A 15,555-nucleotide genomic window follows, 5' to 3' on the forward strand; every position below is an offset into this window, starting at 1 on the left:
GAAAGGCCGGCGTGACGGACGGCCGGACTGCGAGGACACAATGCCCAAGGCGGTGATGATCCAGGGCGCGGGATCGAACGTGGGCAAGTCGATGCTCGTGGCCGGGATGGCCCGCGCCTTTCGGGCGCGCGGCCTGTCGGTGGCCCCTTTCAAGCCGCAGAATATGTCGAACAACGCCGCGGTGACGGCGGACGGCGGCGAGATCGGGCGGGCTCAGGCCCTGCAGGCCCGTGCCGCGGGGCTGGAGCCGCTGGTGGATATGAACCCGGTGCTGCTCAAGCCCGAGACCGATACCGGCGCGCAGGTGGTCGTGCAGGGCCGCCGTCTCGCGAGCGTGCGGGCGCGGGACTACGCCGCCCTGAAGCCGAGCCTCATGGCCCCTGTGCTGGACAGCTTCCGCCGGTTGGGGACCGGGCGCGACCTTGTCCTTGTGGAAGGCGCGGGCAGCCCGGCCGAGGTGAACCTGAGAGCGGGCGACATCGCCAACATGGGCTTTGCCCAGGCGGCCGGAGTTCCGGTCGTGCTGGTGGGCGACATCGACCGGGGCGGGGTCATCGCCCAGCTGGTCGGGACACATGCCGTGCTGGACCCAGAGGACCGCGCCATGATCCGCGCCTTTGCCGTCAACAAGTTCCGTGGCGACCCGTCGCTGTTCACCGATGGCTTCCATCTGATCGCCCAGCGCACCGGCTGGGACGGCCTGGGCGTCGTACCCTGGTTCGAGGAGGCCTGGCGCCTTCCGGCCGAGGACGTTCTGGACCTGGGCGGGCGCGTGAATGGCGGAGATCTGAGGATTGCCGTGCCGCGTCTGCGCCGGATCGCGAACTTCGATGATCTGGACCCGCTTTCCGCCACGCCGGGCGTGTCGGTCGAGATTGTGCCGCCGGGGCGCCCCCTGCCCGGGAACGCCGACCTCGTGCTCCTGCCCGGGTCCAAGACGACCATCGCGGACCTTGCCGACTTCCGGGCGCAGGGTTGGGACGTGGACCTCCTGGCGCATCGGCGTCGGGGCGGGCAGGTGCTGGGGCTGTGCGGCGGCTTCCAGATGCTGGGGCGGCGGATCGAGGATCCGGAGGGGCTGGAAGGCCCGCCCGGCGGAGTCGACGGACTGGGCCTTCTGGATGTCATCACCGTAATGGGGCAGGACAAGCGGCTGGCCCGGGTCGCCGGGCGTCATCTCGCGACCGGCACGCCCGTCACAGGCTACGAGATCCACCTCGGCCGCACCGAAGGGCCGGACCTTGCCCGACCCTGGCTGGAGATCGAGGGGCGGCCCGAAGGCGCGACCAGCGCCGATGGCCGGGTTCGCGGGACGTACCTGCATGGGTTGTTCGCGGCCGATGCGTTCCGGGCGGCCATGTTGGACGAGATGGGCGCACCCGCCGCCTCGTTCGACTGGGACAGCGCCGTGGAGGTCACGCTGGACCGGCTGGCCGCCCATCTGGAGCGGCATCTGGACCTCGACCGGGTCCTTGCCCTGGCCGCGGCGACCTGATCGTCAGGCGTCGTCCCGGAGGGCCAGGGCGAGACGCACCTCGCGCCGGACGATCTTGCGCAGGTTCCGGGTGATGCGCTCCCCGAGTTCGCCTTGCAGCTCGGCCCGGAGAGCCTGGTCGACCAGTTTGCGCAAGGTCGCGTCGTCGACCTGCAACGCCGCGGGCGAGCCAATGGCGGCGGGCGCAGGCTCCCCGACAGGGCCGCCGCCCTGCACCGACATGGCAGGGCTCAGGACCAGCAGTTCCAGCGGAGCCGGGGCCTCAGGCTGCGCAACCGGCTCTCCGATGCGCTGGGCCGAGGTCAGGACCAGCCGCTCCAGCGGAGAAGGCGCGGTGCTCGGGGTCGAGCGACGCTGCTCCATGAGGCGCTGGATCGGCGTGAGGGTCTGGCCCGAGGCGTCGTTGGATATGTTGGACATCACTGTTCTCTTGACGCTGGCCCTACGGTCAGGATCGCCGGTGTCCCCGGCGGGCACGGCGCCGCGCCTGCCTGGGACACCCCTTGTTGGCTAGTTACCAGCGCCGATGGCCTCGAGCACGCGGTCCAGCGCCCGCCCCTGCTCGGAGCTGGCCGAGGGCGCATCGTCCACGAGGTTGTAATAGGCGCTCGGGTCGTAGGTCTGAACGTTGAGGCCGAGGTTCTGGACGTTCAGGAGCCCGATCGCCGACAGGATCTGGTAGGTGGCCAGCGTTTCGTTGATCTGGGCGTTGACCAGGTTGGCGCGGGCGTCGAGCAGGTCCTGCTCGGCGTCGAGCACGTCGAGAGTCGTGCGCGCGCCCAGGGTCGCCTCCTCGCGAACGCCTTCGAAGGCGATCTCGGCGGCGCGCACCTGCTCCCGGAAGGCGGTCAGGCTGGCCCGGGCGACATCAAGCGTGGCATAGGCGCTGCCCACGTTCTGCGAGATGGTCCGTGCGGTCTCGATCAGTTGGCCCCGTGCCGAGTCGCGCTGAGCCCGCGATTGGCGGACCTGCGACGCGAGGGCGCCGCCCTGATAGATCGGCCCGGAGGCCGAGATGCCGACATTGGCGCCCAGATCCGCGTCGGGACTGTCGAGGTCGCTGCTGACCTGCGCGCCGGCGCTGAGCGAGACGGTCGGACGGGTCGCGGCCCGGGTCGCGGAGATCGCGATCTCGAAGGCGGCGACCTGATGCTGCGCCTGGAGCAACGCGGGATGCGTCCGCTGGGCGATGGCCCGCGCTTCGTCCACCGAGCCCGGGATCGTGGCCGCCGGGGCCGGCGAGAGCGTGCCGGGCGCACGGCCGACGGCGGCGCGGAACTCCTCGATGGCGGTGGCGAGGTTTCCCTGCTCGGCCACCAACTCGCTTCGCGCGGAGGCGAGCTGGGCTTCGGCCAGCGCGACGTCGGTGCGCGTGACCTCGCCCACCTCGAAACGGTCCTGTGCGGCCCGAAGCTCTTCGCCGATGACGCGGACGTTGTTCTGACGCAGTTCCACGAACGAGCGGGACCGCTGGACCTCCTGATAGGCGCTCACGATCCGGAGAAGAACCTGACGCTCGACGTCGCGGAGGCTCTCGCGCGTGGCGAGGACCGTCTCTTTCTGAGCCTCGAGCCGGAACTGCCGCGCCCCGGCGTCGAACAGGGTGAGGCTCGACACAAGACCGAGCGTGAGCGAGTCGGTCACGCTGAGGTCCGGGCCCGAGTTGCCGCCGAACAGGCTCTGGGTCTTGCCGTAGAAGAACTGTCGCTGGATCTCGGTCTGCCAGTTGATTACGGGACGCAACGTGGCGACGGCCTGGGCCACGTCTTCGTCCGCCGCACGAAGTGCAGCCCGGTTCTGTTCGATCAGGCCGGACGACTCATAGCCCGTGGCCAAGGCGTCGGCCAAGGTTTCAGCCTGGGCCGCGCCCGTCCAGACGAAAAGCGCGGTCAGGGTCCCGCGGATGATCTGTCGCATGTCGCTGCCTCCGCTCGTCCCCATTTATCCTGCGCGCCGTCAGAGGACGAAAGCTGTGGCGCGTCCGAAGCCGGGGAGCACGGGCGCCCCGGCGTTGAAGGCGTACTTCCAGTTCAGCACGCCACCTTCCTTGCGGCCGATCCGGGCGATCCCCACCGTTTCCTCGACAAAGAGCGCGGCGATGCGGCCATCCTCGGCCAGTTGGGCGAGGATGGCGTCAGGGATGACCTCCACCGCGCCTTCGATCACGATGACATCGAACGGCCCGGCGGCCGGCGCACCTTCTGCCAAGGAACCCTGGTGAACGCGCGCATTCGCGGCACCTTGGGCAGCCAGGATCGAGGCGGCGGCCGACGCCAGCGTGGGGTCCTCCTCGACGGCGGTCACCTGCGCGCCCATCCGTTCCATCACCGCCGCGCCGTAGCCCAGCCCCGTAGCCAGGTCGAGCACACGATCGCCGGGCTTGATGTCGAGGCCTTCCAGGAACTTGCCCAGCGTCCGCGGCTCGAGGATCACCCGGCCCGGAGCAAGGAAGAGGTTCTCGCCCAGGTAAGCGGTTTCACGGCGGGCTTCGGGAACGAACGCCTCGCGGGGGACGTGCAACATGGCTTCGATGATCGGGAATCGGGTCACCTCGGACGGACGGACCTGGGTGTCCACCATCATCGTGCGGCGGGTCTGGAAATCGGACAAGGGTTGGACGCTCCGGTGTCTCGGCTCGAGGGAGTCTTGGCACAGGCCCGCCCCGGGCACAATTGGGCCTGCGCGTCTCCTCGCGTCGCGGCGGCTTGCGCGTGGCGTCCAGGTCATGTATCCCCACCCCGTTCCTCATGGATCCCGGCGAGTTGGCGGAGAGGTTACGCAGCGGATTGCAAATCCGTGTAGACCGGTTCGATTCCGGTACTCGCCTCCAAGGGTTTCGCAGGAACTCCGGCAGTTCGCTCTCTTGCTTCGTTCGATCGGACTGAGAGGGAGCCGCAAGTTCCCGGAACTGCACCCGAGTGACCTGCCTGGGGGATGTCTTCCTACGCTGCTTTCATCCAGGTCTTGAATGCGAGGGCAAGCTGAGGATGAAGCTGGGCGCCTGACCGCCAAGCGGCGAGGCACGAGAACCAGCAGGGGCGCCGGCGCATCCTTCGAGGCAGAGTGTGCACCTGCTGCGCTGGCCCTGGATGAGGCCACCGGTCGGTCCGGCAGTCTCTGAGCCCTGCCGACGGATCGGCTCGTGTGGCCCTGATGCCAAACGGACGGCCTTCATGTCCGGGTCGGCCGACCAGTCTCCTTGTCCGATCGGAACAGATTGAACCCGGCACTGAGCAGTGGAAACACCCGGCCTCCCGTGATCCTCGCAGGCGCCCCGCAAGAGGCGCCTTGGTGACTGGATCGCTGAAAGATGGCATCCAACTCCAGGAGGGATGTGTCCCTATGCCTCAGGACCTGCCATATCTTGCCCATATCGCATCAATGGGCGTCCGCATATGCATCCGCGGGTGGAGCTGCCGCTTCCAGCCCCAAGGTGCGCCCTGTTCCGGGACCATCGGCCTTTAAGGGGGAGTGCCGCATTGCGCCGTGTCAGCATCGCCGAGATCATGCGCGAATCGGGCCTGTCGCGGGCGACCGTCGATCGCGTGCTGAACAACCGCGGCAATGTGCATCCTCGGACGCGGACCGTCGTCGAGGAGACGATCCGCCGCCTCTCGACGCCAGAGCTCGCCTCCTCACCGGACGAGAAGGCGCCTGCGGTCGACATGGTCCTGCGGCTGGGACGCGGCATGACCGAGCAACTCCGCACCACCTGGGACCGGATCGGTGCCGTGGGCCAGTTCCGCGATATGTACCAGGCTCAGGAAGCCGACCTTCTGCCCGTCATCCAGGAGCTCTGCCAGAATCCCGACCGGCCGCTCATCATGGCGGTCAAGAACACCGACCGGCTGGTGGCGCGCCTCCGCGAGGCCCGCGCCAGAGGCAAGCGGGTGGTGGCCTTCATCTCGGATCTGGCGCCGGAGGCTCGGGATGTCTTCGTGGGCATCGACAACAGGGCGGCCGGCCAGACGGCGGCATTTCTCATCGGACGTGCTCTCGGGGATCGCCCGACCCCGGTGGGAGTCGTTCTGGGCGACCCGGCCTTCCGGTGTCACGAGGATCGCGAGATCGGCTTCCGCACAGCGTTGCGGGCCCATTTCCCCAAGGTGGTTCTGTCCGGCGAAGCCTTGGGCGAGGACAATCCAGGCCTGACGCGGGATGCGGTGACCCGCCTGCTGAAGGAGCAGCCCGCATTGGGCGCGATCTACAACGTCGGCGGGGGCAATCAGGGCCTCGTGGAAGCTCTGATGAGCGCCGGTCGGGCCCACGATCTGCTGCTGGTGGGTCACGAGACCAACTCGATCACCCTGCCCCTGCTGCGCGAGGGGCACATGGACTTCGCCATCGCGCAGAATCCGGCGGCTCTTCTGTCCGACGCCCTTCAGCGAGCGGTCGCGGAGCCGGAAGGACGAGGGCGTGACAGCGTGCTGCTCGACTTCGGCGTGTTCACCCGGTTCAACATCCCCGCCTTTGCTCAGGCTGCGGCAACTCCTCCCCCATGATCGCCCTGCCGGTGATGCCGCGGATACCCAGACAGGCGCTCGCTCCGCTCAGCGAAGGCGGGGAACCATCGCGGGCTCAGGCCCCGTAATCTCCCTCGCCGACCTGTTCCATCCAGGTCACGGGAGACCCGTTCTCGGCCTCCTGGATCGCGATATGGCTCATGGCCGTGGTCGCGCTGGCGCCGTGCCAGTGCTTCTCGCCGGGCTCAAAGCGCACCACGTCGCCGGGGCGGACCTCCTCGCGGGGGCCGCCCTCGCGCTGCACCCAGCCCAGCCCTTGCGTGACGATGAGGGTCTGCCCGAGCGGGTGGGTATGCCAGGCCGTCCGAGCGCCCGGCTCGAAGGTGACAAGGTTGCCTGCCATGCGGGAGGGCGGCTCGGCCGGGAACAGCGGATCGATGCGGACGCGGCCCGTGAACCACTCGGACGGGCCCTGGCCGGAAGGGAGGGAGCCTGCGCGCTGGATCTTCATTGGGTTTCTCCTTGGGACAGCGCCACCGCTTCAAAGCGGCGGCGGATCATGCGGGGGATGTGGCCGACCTGTCGGGCCGCGGCGTCTGCGCCAACCGTAGCCATGTCGATGACCTAAGGGTAGCGCGCGTCCGACCGCTCCATGCGCTCGAAGGCACCAATGATCTGATCATGCGGATCATCTCGACCTCGGGCAGGAGGCCCGTCCGGAGCGGGAGCGAGCTGGACCCGTTCCTGCGCGCGATGGGCGGCCAACCAGGTGGCAGGGCAAATCGGCGCCCCCCCCGACCAAAGCTGATCCCTAATCGAGGCGAGCCGCTGGATCTGGCTTCGGTCCATGACGGGCCAAAGCACCACACTCGGCCGTCGCCAGGGGGCCGCCGATCGCGCTCCACAAGATTGGACACGGTTCGGGGGGTCGCGGCCTGTCCCCGGCTGCGCATGTTGCGAGGCAGCTCATCCCATCCAGGAGGGTCGCCTGGCCGACGCGGAGATGCAATCCGGGTCAGGCGGCCTGGATCAGAATGGCCCGGAAGTCGTTCACGTTGGTCAGCGTGGGTCCGGTCAGCACCTGATCGCCCAAGGCCCCGAAGAAGCTGTGTGCGTCGTTCCGGTCAAGCGCCGACCGCGCATCCAGGCCCAGCCTTCGGGCGCGGTCCAGCGTGTCCGGGCCGATCACGGCCCCTGCCACTTCGGCCGCGCCGTCCACCCCATCGGTGTCGCAGGCCAAGCCGTGGATGCGGGGTGCGCCCTCCAGCGCCAGGGCGAGAGACAGAATGAACTCGGCGTTGGGACCGCCGACGCCGTCGCCCCGGCGGGTCACCGTCAGCTCACCGCCCGACAGGAGAAGGACGGGCCGATCCCCGGCCCGCATCTGGGCCTGCCGCGCCAGGGCCTCTGCCCCCAGACGGGCGGCCACCTCGCGGGCCTCGCCCTCCAGGGCGTCGCCCAGGATGTGCACCTCGCAGCCCTCCGCCCTCGCGAGATCGGCCGCCGCGGCAAGGGACTGCGCGGGGGCGGCAATCACCCGGTTCTCGGTCCGGGACAGGCGCGGGTCGCCAGGCGGGACCACGCCCGTCCGGCCCTCCAGAACCGCCATGACGCTGGCCGGCACGGTCACCCGCCAGCGCGCGAGGATCGCCCGTGCCTCGGCAGGCGTGGACGGCTCGCCCACCGTCGGGCCCGATCCGATCGTGGCCGGATCGTCGCCGGGCACGTCCGAGATCATCAGGGCCAGCATACGCGCGGGATGGGCCGCCGCCGCGAGCTGTCCGCCCTTGACCCGGCTCAGGTGCTTGCGGACGACGTTCATGGCCGAGATCGGCGCCCCGGAGGCCAGCAGAGCCGCGTTGACGCCCTGCTTGTCCGCCAGGCTCAGCCCTCGGGCCGGGGCCACCAGGAGCGCCGAAGCCCCACCCGAGATGAGGGCCAGCACCGTGTCCCCCTCACCGAGCCCACGGAGGAGCGACAGCATCCGGGCCGTGCCCGCCTCTCCGGCCGCATCGGGCACGGGGTGGGCCGCCTCGACCACTCCGATGCCGGCCAGGGGACGGCCATGGCCGTAACGGGTGATCACCAGTCCCTCGCAGGGGCCCCAGACCGCTTCCACCGCCTCAGCCATCCGCGCGGAGGCCTTGCCGGCCCCGACCACGATCACCCGCCCGGCGGGCCGGGGCGGCAGGTGGCCCGCAAGCGACCGCATCGGGTCGGCCACCTCGACGGCGCGATCAAAGAGCCTGCGGAGAAAACGACCCGGGTCGGCAAGGGAGGTCATGGATGGACAGCCGAGCCAGGACGGCAGGCGGGGCGGAACCCGGGTCGCATCCCGCCCGCCTTTGGCCGGGAGCCCCCTGCCGTCCATCTCCCGCCGAGGGCCAGGCGCCTCAGGTTCATCCGATCACATCCCCTGTCGCGTCCAAGCCTGCGCCGTTCCTTCGGGCTGCCCGCCGTCGCAAGGCCGGCCGGCCAGGAGGGCACCCGGATGATGCCCGAACCGACCATCGGTTGGAAAGCCGTCCCGCGCAGCCCGACTCCAGGGCCGCAGCCCGCTCGCCGCGGCTGCGCCCGCGCGGCCGGCCTGTCAGGGACCGAACGGGTCCCCTGCGGCCGCAGGACATGCGCGGCGCCGCCGTGCCCCGGCCGGGATCGGGCCCCGGCGGGGTCACGGTCACTCATTCGGGCGAGACGACGACGCCCCAGGGCTGCTGGCCGACCGGAACGGAGCGGATCACCTCGCCCGCCGCCACGTCGATGATCGACACGTCGTTCGAGTTGCCGTTCGTGGCGATCAGGAACCGCTCGTCCGGCGTGAAGGCGAGTTGCCAGACCCGCTGGCCGACCAGGAGGTAGTCCAGAACCTCCCAGCTCTGGCCGTCGACGACGGCGACCCGGTTGGACGGACCCAGGGCGACATAGATGCGGCTGCCGTCGCGGCTGATCCGGACCCCGACCGGCTGGAGCAGCTCGGGCAGGATACCCGGCACCTCGAAGGTGATCTTGTGGATGACCTCTCCGTTCGAGGGGTCGATGACGCTGACGGTGCCGCCGATCTCGGCGCTGACGTAAAGGCGCGATCCGTCGTCGCTGAACTGGGCAAAGCGCGGGCGCTGGTCCACGAGCGTGTTCTGCGTGATCTCGTAGGTCCGTGTGTCGATGAAATGCGCCATGTTCGTCGTCTCGGAGGTGTTCACGACGATCGAGCCGTCAGGCGAGATGCCCATGCCCTCGGGCTCGACGCCCACCGGGATCTCGGCCACGACCTGCCTGGTCTTGACGTCCGTCACGGTGACGAGGTTGTCGTCCTCGTTGGCGATGTAGAGCGGGTTGCCGGACGGGTGCAGGACGAAGAGCTCCGGATCGGGGCCGGATGGCAAGGTATGGAGCTCCTCGTAGGTTTCGGGATCGAAGACGCGCACGGTGTCGTCGTCCGAGGAGCAGACATACAGCTCCGACCCGTCGGGCGCGATGGCGATGCCGCGCGGACGGTTTCCGGCCGGAAACTCGGCCAGCACCTCCCAGGTCTCGCTGTCCAGCACGGTGACCGTGTTGCCACGTTCGTTGCTGATGAAGACCTTGTAGGCCTGCGCCGGAAGGGCCATGCCGAGGAAAAGCCCCGCAGCCACTGTGGTCCTGATCATTCCTGTCCTCCCCCGAAGGCGGTGCATGTCGATTCGGGCCGGTCGGTCCCCAAGGTGTCGAGCGGCGAGACCTGGTGCAGGAAGCCCTCCTGCGGCGAGACGCTGACCGTGACCCGTCCTTCGGTCAGCAGGATCGGCTGACGAAGCTGGCCGTCCCAGTCGCGGAACGTGACTTTCTGACCCTTGAAGGCGGCCAGCTCGAAGTCGGGGCTCAGGACATAGTCGCGGATCGCGGCCGGGTCCGCCGAGCCGGTGCGGGTCACCGCCTCGCCGACGACGCGGAGCGCAAGCCAGGCCTGGTAGTCCTCCTCCCGCATCGGGCGCCCGGCCAGATCCTCGAACCTGCGCTGCATCTGGGTGGCGCCCCAGGCCTCGTGGGCGGCGTGCCAGGTCACCGGGCGAAGGCCGGACGATCCCGCCACCGGCGCCGCGTCCCAGGTCTGGTACGGCAGGTAGGGCGCGAAGACATCGCTTGCGTCCGCTGCGATCACCACGTCGTGGTCCGCCGCATCCTGCGTGAAGACGGGGATCTGCTGCTGCACCAGCACATGGCCCGAATCCGTCGCACGCGCCCCTCCGGTGTCCACGAACTCGCGCGTGTCGACGATCCGGGCGCCGAACTTGGCTGCCGAAGCCTCATAGGCCGCCGCCAGCGCCTGATCCTCGGGGTGGGAGCCATGGATGAGGAACCACCTGTCCCATCGCTTCCAGACCAGGAACTGGGCGAGCGCGTCGGTCAGCATCTGGTCGCTTGGCGCGACATGGAGCACGTCGGCGCGGCAGTCCTCGCCGCGCAGGCTCCCGTCGGTGGCACGGGCGTTGAAGATCAGCGTGCCAGCCGGGGCCGAGTCCGCGAAGCCCAGGAGCTCGTCGTGGCGCGCCAGCACCACGATGATGCGATAACCGTCGGCGGTCAGCTGGTCGAACGCGGCCTGCGCCTCCTCCGGCGTGGTGGCGAGGCTGCGGGTTTCGTAGGTCTGCCCCATGAAGCTGCCGGTCGTGCGGTTGTCCTCGGTCGCCAGCTCGGCGCCGGCAAAGCCCAGGTCGTCGGTCGGCAGATCAAGCCGCGAGATCGGCAGCAGGGCGGGATAATCCACGCGAAGGACCGCCGTCGCCACCTGCTGCGCCGCCGCAGGCAGCGCGGCCAGCATCCCGAGGAGGCCCAGCGCCACGAGCGGCCTCAGCATCGGCCGCCCCTCCTGGCGGTGGCGCCGTTCTGTCCTACCTGTCCGCGATCCCCCTGGAGAGTGCCGCAATGAGATCCCCCTTTCCGTTCCTTGCTGCCGTCCTGCTGGCCCTTCCCGGCGCGGCCCTCGCGCTCGAGCCGCTGGAGCGCGGCGCCTCGGTCGCCTTCTTCGGGATCAAGTTCCTCGATACCTCGGCCGAGGGCGCCTACAACGGCGTGCGGGAGGACGAGGTGGCCCGGCTCGCCCTTCTGGAGGATGCGATCCGCGACCGCTTCGTCGCCGAAGGCTTCGAGATGGTCGACCTCGCCCCCGTGGCCGAGGAACTCGACCGGACCTGGAGCCCCGCCGACTGCAACGGCTGCGATGTCCGCATGGCCGCCCGCCTTGGCGCGGACTACTCGCTCGTGGGCGAGGTGCAGAAGGTGTCGAACCTGATCCTGTCGATGAACCTGGCCCTGCGCGAGGTCGAGACGGACCGGCTGGTGCGGATGCTGGCGGTCGACATCCGGTCGAACACCGACGACTCCTGGCTGCGCGGCGGGCGCTACATCCTCGAGCACCACTTCTTCGCGGATGAGGAAGGTGACAGCCCCGGTCATGACGGGTCCAGCGGCTCGACCCGCTCCAGCGGAAATCCCGCGGCGGCCCACCCGTCCGTGCCGCCCGGAAACCAGTAGACCTCCCGGTAGCCCAGGCCCAGCGCCCGCTTGGCGGCGTTCCAGGACATCCAGCAGTTCTCCATGCAGAAGAACAGGATCGGCCGCGACGGGTCCCCGCCGGTCGCCGTGGCGAGGCCGTCCTCCAGATAGGCCTGATCCTCGGGCGGCAGTTCGGCATAGCCCACATTGGGCAGCCAGAGCGCGCCGGGGATGCTGTCGCGGGGCCGGTCGCGCCAGATCGTGCCCTCGGGCAGGTTGGCGGGCCGCCTGTCCCGGGGCAGGGCGTCGATGAACACCACCCTGCCCTCCTCCCACAGCCGGTGGGCCTCCTCGGGGTCCACGGTCGTCGCCCCGGCCAGCCCGGCGGGCACCTGGCCCCGGTAAGGCGCGTCCCGGTATCCGTCGGGCTCGGCGACGGCCTGGCCGATCGCCGCCTGGGGCAGGAGGGCCAGGAGGATCAGGGCGCGCAGCACCGCCCTAGCCTTCGGGCTTGAGTTCGGTGCCCATGTCGTTGAGCAGCGGCACCCCGGCCTCGCGGAGGATGGCATCGATCCGATCCTGGTTGCGCCGGATGAGCGAGTTCAGCTCCCGCTTCCAGGTGTCCTCGCCCTGCCGCACCCCCATGGTGATCCGGTAGAACAGATGCGGCATCCCCGGCTCGCGCAGCAGCGGGGTCACCTTCAGGTCGGGATGCGCGTCCTTCACCATCGGCCCGGCGATCGGCCCCCACATGATCGCGGCGTCGATCTCCCCGGCCTCCAGGTCCGCGATCATCCGGTCGGGCGGCGAGTTGTACCTCCGGTCGGCGAACAGGTCATAGGAGTGGATCCGGGTGAGAAGGCCCAGCCGGGCCAGATGCGTCACGGGCGGGCTGCCCGCCACGATGCCGAGTCGCGCCTCACGGAGCTTCGGGTCCGACAGCTCCGCGACGTCGGCCAGGCTGCCCCCGGCCGGCACCACGAGGACATAGGCCGAGGTCAGGTAATGGTTGGTGTTGAGGACAAGCTCGTCCCCCTGGGCGTAGCCGATCACCACGTCGCATTCGGCCGAGGCCAGGGTGTTCCGGATGAAGCCGGTGGACATGGGATACCATGTGTATTCCACCGGCCGCCCCAGCTCGGCGGCCAGCAGTTCGGCGATCTTGTTCTCGTAGCCCGAGCCGTCCTGCATCGAGACCGGATAGGCCGCCGGATCGGAGCAGACGCGGAACGCGGTCGTGGACACGAGGTCCGACGTCTGCGCCGCGGCCGCGCCCCCCAGGACCGAAAGGATCAGCGCCGCGACCCGGGTCCCGTTACGTGCCCAGGCAGGCATTCTCGGCCTCTCCGATGACGTCGGACTTGTCCTCGCGCTTGGCGGGCCGCCCACGCGGCAGCTCGCCCGAGCCGCGCGCCTTGAGGTAGACGTAGATGTCGTCGAGGTAGCACATCACGTTGGGGTTGGTGCCGAAGGCCGGCATGACGTTGGTGTGCCCGGCGTCGACGTTCTGCCGCCCGCCTGCGACGATGCCGTAGAAGTCATAGTAATCGAGCCGGATCGCCGAATCCTTGAGCGCAGGGGCATAGCTCGACCCCTCGCCGTCCGGTCCATGGCAGACATGGCATTCGGCGTGGTAGCGGCGGAATCCCGAATAGGTCGGCCAGTCGACCGTGCCATCCTCGGCGATGTGGAAGGTGGGAATGTCGTCGGCGGTGTAGTAGCGCCCGTCCTCCTCGCGGGCGACCGCGAGGTTCGGATCTCCGGACGGGGCCGTTTCCTGCGACCAGCCCGCCGAGGCCGTCAGTACGAGAAGAGCGAGGACAGCGCCCGGCGAATGCGGGTTACGCGTCATTGTGGACTCCTGTTGTCCCGGGAAGAAGCCGGCGGAGGACAGCCCCCGCCGGCCGACGGATCGATGGAACCTCCCCCGATCAGTCCGGCAGCGCGAACACGGTGAGCTGACCTCCCAGCGCCGTGTAGTCGCTGAGCGCGGCATAGCCGCCCACCGCGCCCAGGCCCTCGGTCGGGTTGGTCAGCCCGGCCGCGAGGCCGATCCCGGCCCAGCCGCCGATGCCCGACAGGACGGCGATGTACTGCTTGCCGTCATGCTCGTAGGTGGTCACGTTGCCGATGATGCCCGAGGGCGTCTTGAAGCGGTAGAGCTCCTCGCCCGTGTTGGCGTCCACCGCCTTCAGGTAGCCCTCGAGGGTGCCGTAGAAGACGATGTCGCCCGCGGTGGCCAGGGCGCCCGACCAGACCGAGAACTGCTCGGGCAGCGACCACTTCATCTCGCCGGTCCGGGCGTCCCAGGCAATGAAGTTGCCCATGCCGCCATGGCTTTCCGGCGCCGGATACATCGAAAGCGTCGCCCCCACATAGGGCTGGCCCGCGGTGTAGCTGACGCGGAACGGCTCGTAATCCATGCAGACGTGGTTCGTCGGCACGTAGAACAGCCCCGTTTCCGGCGAGAAGGCCGCCGGCTGCTGGTCCTTGGAGCCGAGCGCCGCCGGGCAGATGCCCTCGGTGTTCGTGTCCTCGCCCTGCTGCCGGGTCGAGAAGTCGGCCACCACCTGCGGACGCCCGTACTGCTCGGAGCTCGGGTCCATGTTGACTTCCGTCGCCCAGTTGACCGCAGGGTCATACTTCTTGGCGACGAGCAGCTCCCCGGTCTCCCGGTCCATGGTGTAGGCAAAGCCGTTGCGATCGAAGTTCACGAGCAGGTGCCGCATCTGCCCGTCGATCTCCTGGTCGACGAGGATGTTCTCGTTCACCCCGTCGTAGTCCCACTCGTCATGCGGGGTCTTCTGGTAGAACCACTTGGCCATGCCGGTGTCGGGGTCGCGGGCCATGATGGTCATGGACCACTTGTTGTCGCCCGGCCGCTGCGACGGGTTCCAGGTCGAGGGGTTCCCGGTCCCGTAGTAGATCAGGTCGAGCTCGGGGTCGTAGCTGTACCAGCCCCAGGTCGTCCCGCCCCCGATCTGCCACTGGTCGCCTTCCCAGCTGTCGATCGAGGAGTTCTCGCCAATGGGCTTGCCCAGGACCGTCGTGGCCTGCGGGTCCACGAGCATCTCGGAGTCCGGCCCCGTCGAGTAGGCGCGCCAGCGCTGTTCGCCGGTTTCCATGTCATAGGCGGTGATATGGCCGCGGACGCCGTATTCCCCGCCCGAGATGCCGACGAGGATCATGTCCTTGACCGGCAGCACCGTCGCGGTGTTGGTCTGGCCGTTGGCCGCGTCGCCGTTCTTGACGGTCCACTTGACCTCGCCGGTCATGGCGTCCAGCGCAACGACCGTGGTGTCGGCCTGATGCAGGAAGATCGTGTTGTTGGCGTAGGCGACGCCCCGGTTCACCGTATCGCAGCACATGACCGCGATGACGTTGGGATCCTGTTCGGGAACGTACTTCCAGGCGATCCGTCCCTCTTCATTGAGGTCGAGCGCATAGACGATGTTGGGGAACGGGGTCGTCACGTACATCATGTTCCCGACGACCAGCGGCCCGCCCTCGTGGCCGCGCAACACGCCGGTCGAGAATGTCCAGGCCACCTGAAGATCGCCGACGTTCTCCCGGTTGATCTGCTCGAGCTCGGAGAAACGGGTATTCGCGTAGTCACCAGTCTGGATGACCCATTGCTTGGGATCGTCCATCATGCCCCGCAGTTCGTCATTGGCGAATGCAGGGGCAGCTCCGCTCGCGAGGATCGCGGCGGACATCAGCAGTGAACTTCTCACTTCATACCTCCCTGGGTGCGAAACGGCCGCCATGGACGGCCGGCTTGGACGGGCGACGCCTCCTCGTCGCGGCTGCAACCTCATGCGGGCTCAGGTCAGGTCCCGCGGGTGCCATCCGGTTGTCGCTCCTGGCTCAGCCCTCCTTCTTCCTGGACGCCGCCACGGCGAAGCCGGTGGTCACGTCCGTGCATGATGCCCCGGTCCCTGCGGTTTGGAACCGGCGCCGCTTTGGCCGGACGAGGTACGGGATCCGGATCTCCATGATCGTCATGTCCCCCTCCTCCCCACGTCCCGCCGCCTAGTACACCACGACGCCGCGGACGCTTTCGCCGCGGCGCATGAGGTCGAAGCCGTGGTTGATCTCTTCGAGCGGCATGGTGTGGGTGATCAT

Annotated in this window: 14 protein-coding genes, 1 tRNA gene and 1 pseudogene; 4 read left to right on the forward strand and 12 right to left on the reverse strand. The window is 69.1% G+C overall.

What is annotated here, in order from left to right; all coding sequences use genetic code 11:
- Positions 1 to 40 precede the first annotated feature (40 nt).
- Positions 41 to 1,495, forward strand: a complete 1,455-nt coding sequence (locus J3P31_RS08870) for a cobyric acid synthase (protein WP_210528052.1) — start codon at positions 41 to 43, stop codon at positions 1,493 to 1,495.
- A 3-nt stretch (positions 1,496 to 1,498) separates the two neighbouring features.
- Here J3P31_RS08870 and J3P31_RS08875 read toward each other — a convergent pair whose 3' ends face one another.
- The 3 genes from J3P31_RS08875 to J3P31_RS08885 form a co-directional block, all read right to left on the reverse strand.
- Positions 1,499 to 1,915, reverse strand: coding sequence for a hypothetical protein (locus tag J3P31_RS08875; RefSeq protein WP_210528053.1), 417 nt, complete (start codon positions 1,913 to 1,915; stop codon positions 1,499 to 1,501).
- A 90-nt stretch (positions 1,916 to 2,005) separates the two neighbouring features.
- Entirely contained in the window at positions 2,006 to 3,412 is a 1,407-nt protein-coding gene (locus J3P31_RS08880) for a TolC family outer membrane protein (protein ID WP_210528054.1), read from the reverse strand.
- A gap of 39 nt (positions 3,413 to 3,451) precedes the next feature.
- A complete protein-coding gene (locus tag J3P31_RS08885) occupies positions 3,452 to 4,105 on the reverse strand; it encodes a protein-L-isoaspartate O-methyltransferase family protein (protein WP_210528055.1) in 654 nt (217 codons plus the stop codon).
- Positions 4,106 to 4,251: 146 nt separating this feature from the next.
- Here J3P31_RS08885 and J3P31_RS08890 point away from each other — a divergent pair.
- Positions 4,252 to 4,325: transfer RNA gene (locus J3P31_RS08890), tRNA-Cys, on the forward strand.
- 649 nt (positions 4,326 to 4,974) lie between these two features.
- Entirely contained in the window at positions 4,975 to 5,997 is a 1,023-nt protein-coding gene (locus J3P31_RS08895; protein ID WP_210528056.1) for a LacI family DNA-binding transcriptional regulator, read from the forward strand.
- 76 nt (positions 5,998 to 6,073) lie between these two features.
- Here the strand turns inward: J3P31_RS08895 and J3P31_RS08900 are convergent, their stop codons facing one another.
- The 4 genes from J3P31_RS08900 to J3P31_RS08915 form a co-directional block, all read right to left on the reverse strand.
- Positions 6,074 to 6,469 (reverse strand): (R)-mandelonitrile lyase, encoded by a 396-nt coding sequence (locus J3P31_RS08900; RefSeq protein ID WP_210528057.1) that lies wholly within the window; start codon positions 6,467 to 6,469, stop codon positions 6,074 to 6,076.
- 504 nt (positions 6,470 to 6,973) lie between these two features.
- Complete coding sequence (locus J3P31_RS08905; RefSeq protein ID WP_210528058.1) at positions 6,974 to 8,242, reverse strand: glycerate kinase type-2 family protein; 1,269 nt, start codon at positions 8,240 to 8,242, stop codon at positions 6,974 to 6,976.
- Between the two features lie 397 nt (positions 8,243 to 8,639).
- On the reverse strand, positions 8,640 to 9,605 hold the full coding sequence (locus J3P31_RS08910) for a YVTN family beta-propeller repeat protein (protein WP_210528059.1): 966 nt from the start codon (positions 9,603 to 9,605) through the stop codon (positions 8,640 to 8,642).
- A complete protein-coding gene (locus tag J3P31_RS08915; protein ID WP_210528060.1) occupies positions 9,602 to 10,792 on the reverse strand; it encodes an ABC transporter substrate-binding protein in 1,191 nt (396 codons plus the stop codon). Before J3P31_RS08915 ends, J3P31_RS08910 begins: the two co-directional genes overlap by 4 nt.
- 68 nt (positions 10,793 to 10,860) lie before the next feature.
- On the opposite strand from J3P31_RS08915, the pseudogene J3P31_RS08920 reads away from it, so the two are divergent.
- Positions 10,861 to 11,361 (forward strand): annotated as a pseudogene (locus J3P31_RS08920) (DUF3280 domain-containing protein); the annotation flags it as partial.
- 26 nt (positions 11,362 to 11,387) lie between these two features.
- Here J3P31_RS08920 and J3P31_RS08925 read toward each other — a convergent pair.
- The 5 genes from J3P31_RS08925 to J3P31_RS08945 form a co-directional block, all read right to left on the reverse strand.
- Positions 11,388 to 11,924, reverse strand: coding sequence for a PQQ-dependent catabolism-associated CXXCW motif protein (locus tag J3P31_RS08925; protein ID WP_368373041.1), 537 nt, complete (start codon positions 11,922 to 11,924; stop codon positions 11,388 to 11,390).
- 4 nt (positions 11,925 to 11,928) lie between these two features.
- On the reverse strand, positions 11,929 to 12,765 hold the full coding sequence (locus J3P31_RS08930) for a substrate-binding domain-containing protein (protein ID WP_210528063.1): 837 nt from the start codon (positions 12,763 to 12,765) through the stop codon (positions 11,929 to 11,931).
- The gene (locus tag J3P31_RS08935) at positions 12,746 to 13,282 is read right to left on the reverse strand and encodes a c-type cytochrome, methanol metabolism-related (RefSeq protein ID WP_210528064.1); all 537 of its coding nucleotides are present in this window, start codon (positions 13,280 to 13,282) and stop codon (positions 12,746 to 12,748) included. Before J3P31_RS08935 ends, J3P31_RS08930 begins: the two co-directional genes overlap by 20 nt.
- Before the next feature lie 79 nt (positions 13,283 to 13,361).
- Positions 13,362 to 15,146, reverse strand: coding sequence for a methanol/ethanol family PQQ-dependent dehydrogenase (locus J3P31_RS08940; protein WP_210528096.1), 1,785 nt, complete (start codon positions 15,144 to 15,146; stop codon positions 13,362 to 13,364).
- Positions 15,147 to 15,297: 151 nt separating this feature from the next.
- Positions 15,298 to 15,435: a hypothetical protein gene (locus tag J3P31_RS08945; RefSeq protein WP_210528065.1), complete on the reverse strand. Its 138-nt coding sequence runs from the start codon at positions 15,433 to 15,435 to the stop codon at positions 15,298 to 15,300.
- Positions 15,436 to 15,555 lie beyond the last annotated feature (120 nt).

Source organism: Rubellimicrobium arenae (genome assembly GCF_017916275.1).
In the GTDB taxonomy this organism is placed as follows: domain Bacteria; phylum Pseudomonadota; class Alphaproteobacteria; order Rhodobacterales; family Rhodobacteraceae; genus Rubellimicrobium; species Rubellimicrobium arenae.

What these genes read in the sequence shown, in the direction of transcription:
- J3P31_RS08915 (WP_210528060.1), bottom strand. Translation starts at nt 10,792, where the DNA reads ATGCTGAGGCCGCTCGTGGCGCTGGGCCTCCTCGGGATGCTGGCCGCG.
- J3P31_RS08930 (WP_210528063.1), bottom strand. Translation starts at nt 12,765, where the DNA reads ATGCCTGCCTGGGCACGTAACGGGACCCGGGTCGCGGCGCTGATCCTT.
- J3P31_RS08910 (WP_210528059.1), bottom strand. Translation starts at nt 9,605, where the DNA reads ATGATCAGGACCACAGTGGCTGCGGGGCTTTTCCTCGGCATGGCCCTT.
- J3P31_RS08880 (WP_210528054.1), bottom strand. Translation starts at nt 3,412, where the DNA reads ATGCGACAGATCATCCGCGGGACCCTGACCGCGCTTTTCGTCTGGACG.
- J3P31_RS08945 (WP_210528065.1), bottom strand. Translation starts at nt 15,435, where the DNA reads ATGACGATCATGGAGATCCGGATCCCGTACCTCGTCCGGCCAAAGCGG.
- J3P31_RS08900 (WP_210528057.1), bottom strand. Translation starts at nt 6,469, where the DNA reads ATGAAGATCCAGCGCGCAGGCTCCCTCCCTTCCGGCCAGGGCCCGTCC.
- J3P31_RS08935 (WP_210528064.1), bottom strand. Translation starts at nt 13,282, where the DNA reads ATGACGCGTAACCCGCATTCGCCGGGCGCTGTCCTCGCTCTTCTCGTA.
- J3P31_RS08940 (WP_210528096.1), bottom strand. Translation starts at nt 15,146, where the DNA reads ATGTCCGCCGCGATCCTCGCGAGCGGAGCTGCCCCTGCATTCGCCAAT.
- J3P31_RS08870 (WP_210528052.1), top strand. Translation starts at nt 41, where the DNA reads ATGCCCAAGGCGGTGATGATCCAGGGCGCGGGATCGAACGTGGGCAAG.
- J3P31_RS08875 (WP_210528053.1), bottom strand. Translation starts at nt 1,915, where the DNA reads ATGTCCAACATATCCAACGACGCCTCGGGCCAGACCCTCACGCCGATC.
- J3P31_RS08905 (WP_210528058.1), bottom strand. Translation starts at nt 8,242, where the DNA reads ATGACCTCCCTTGCCGACCCGGGTCGTTTTCTCCGCAGGCTCTTTGAT.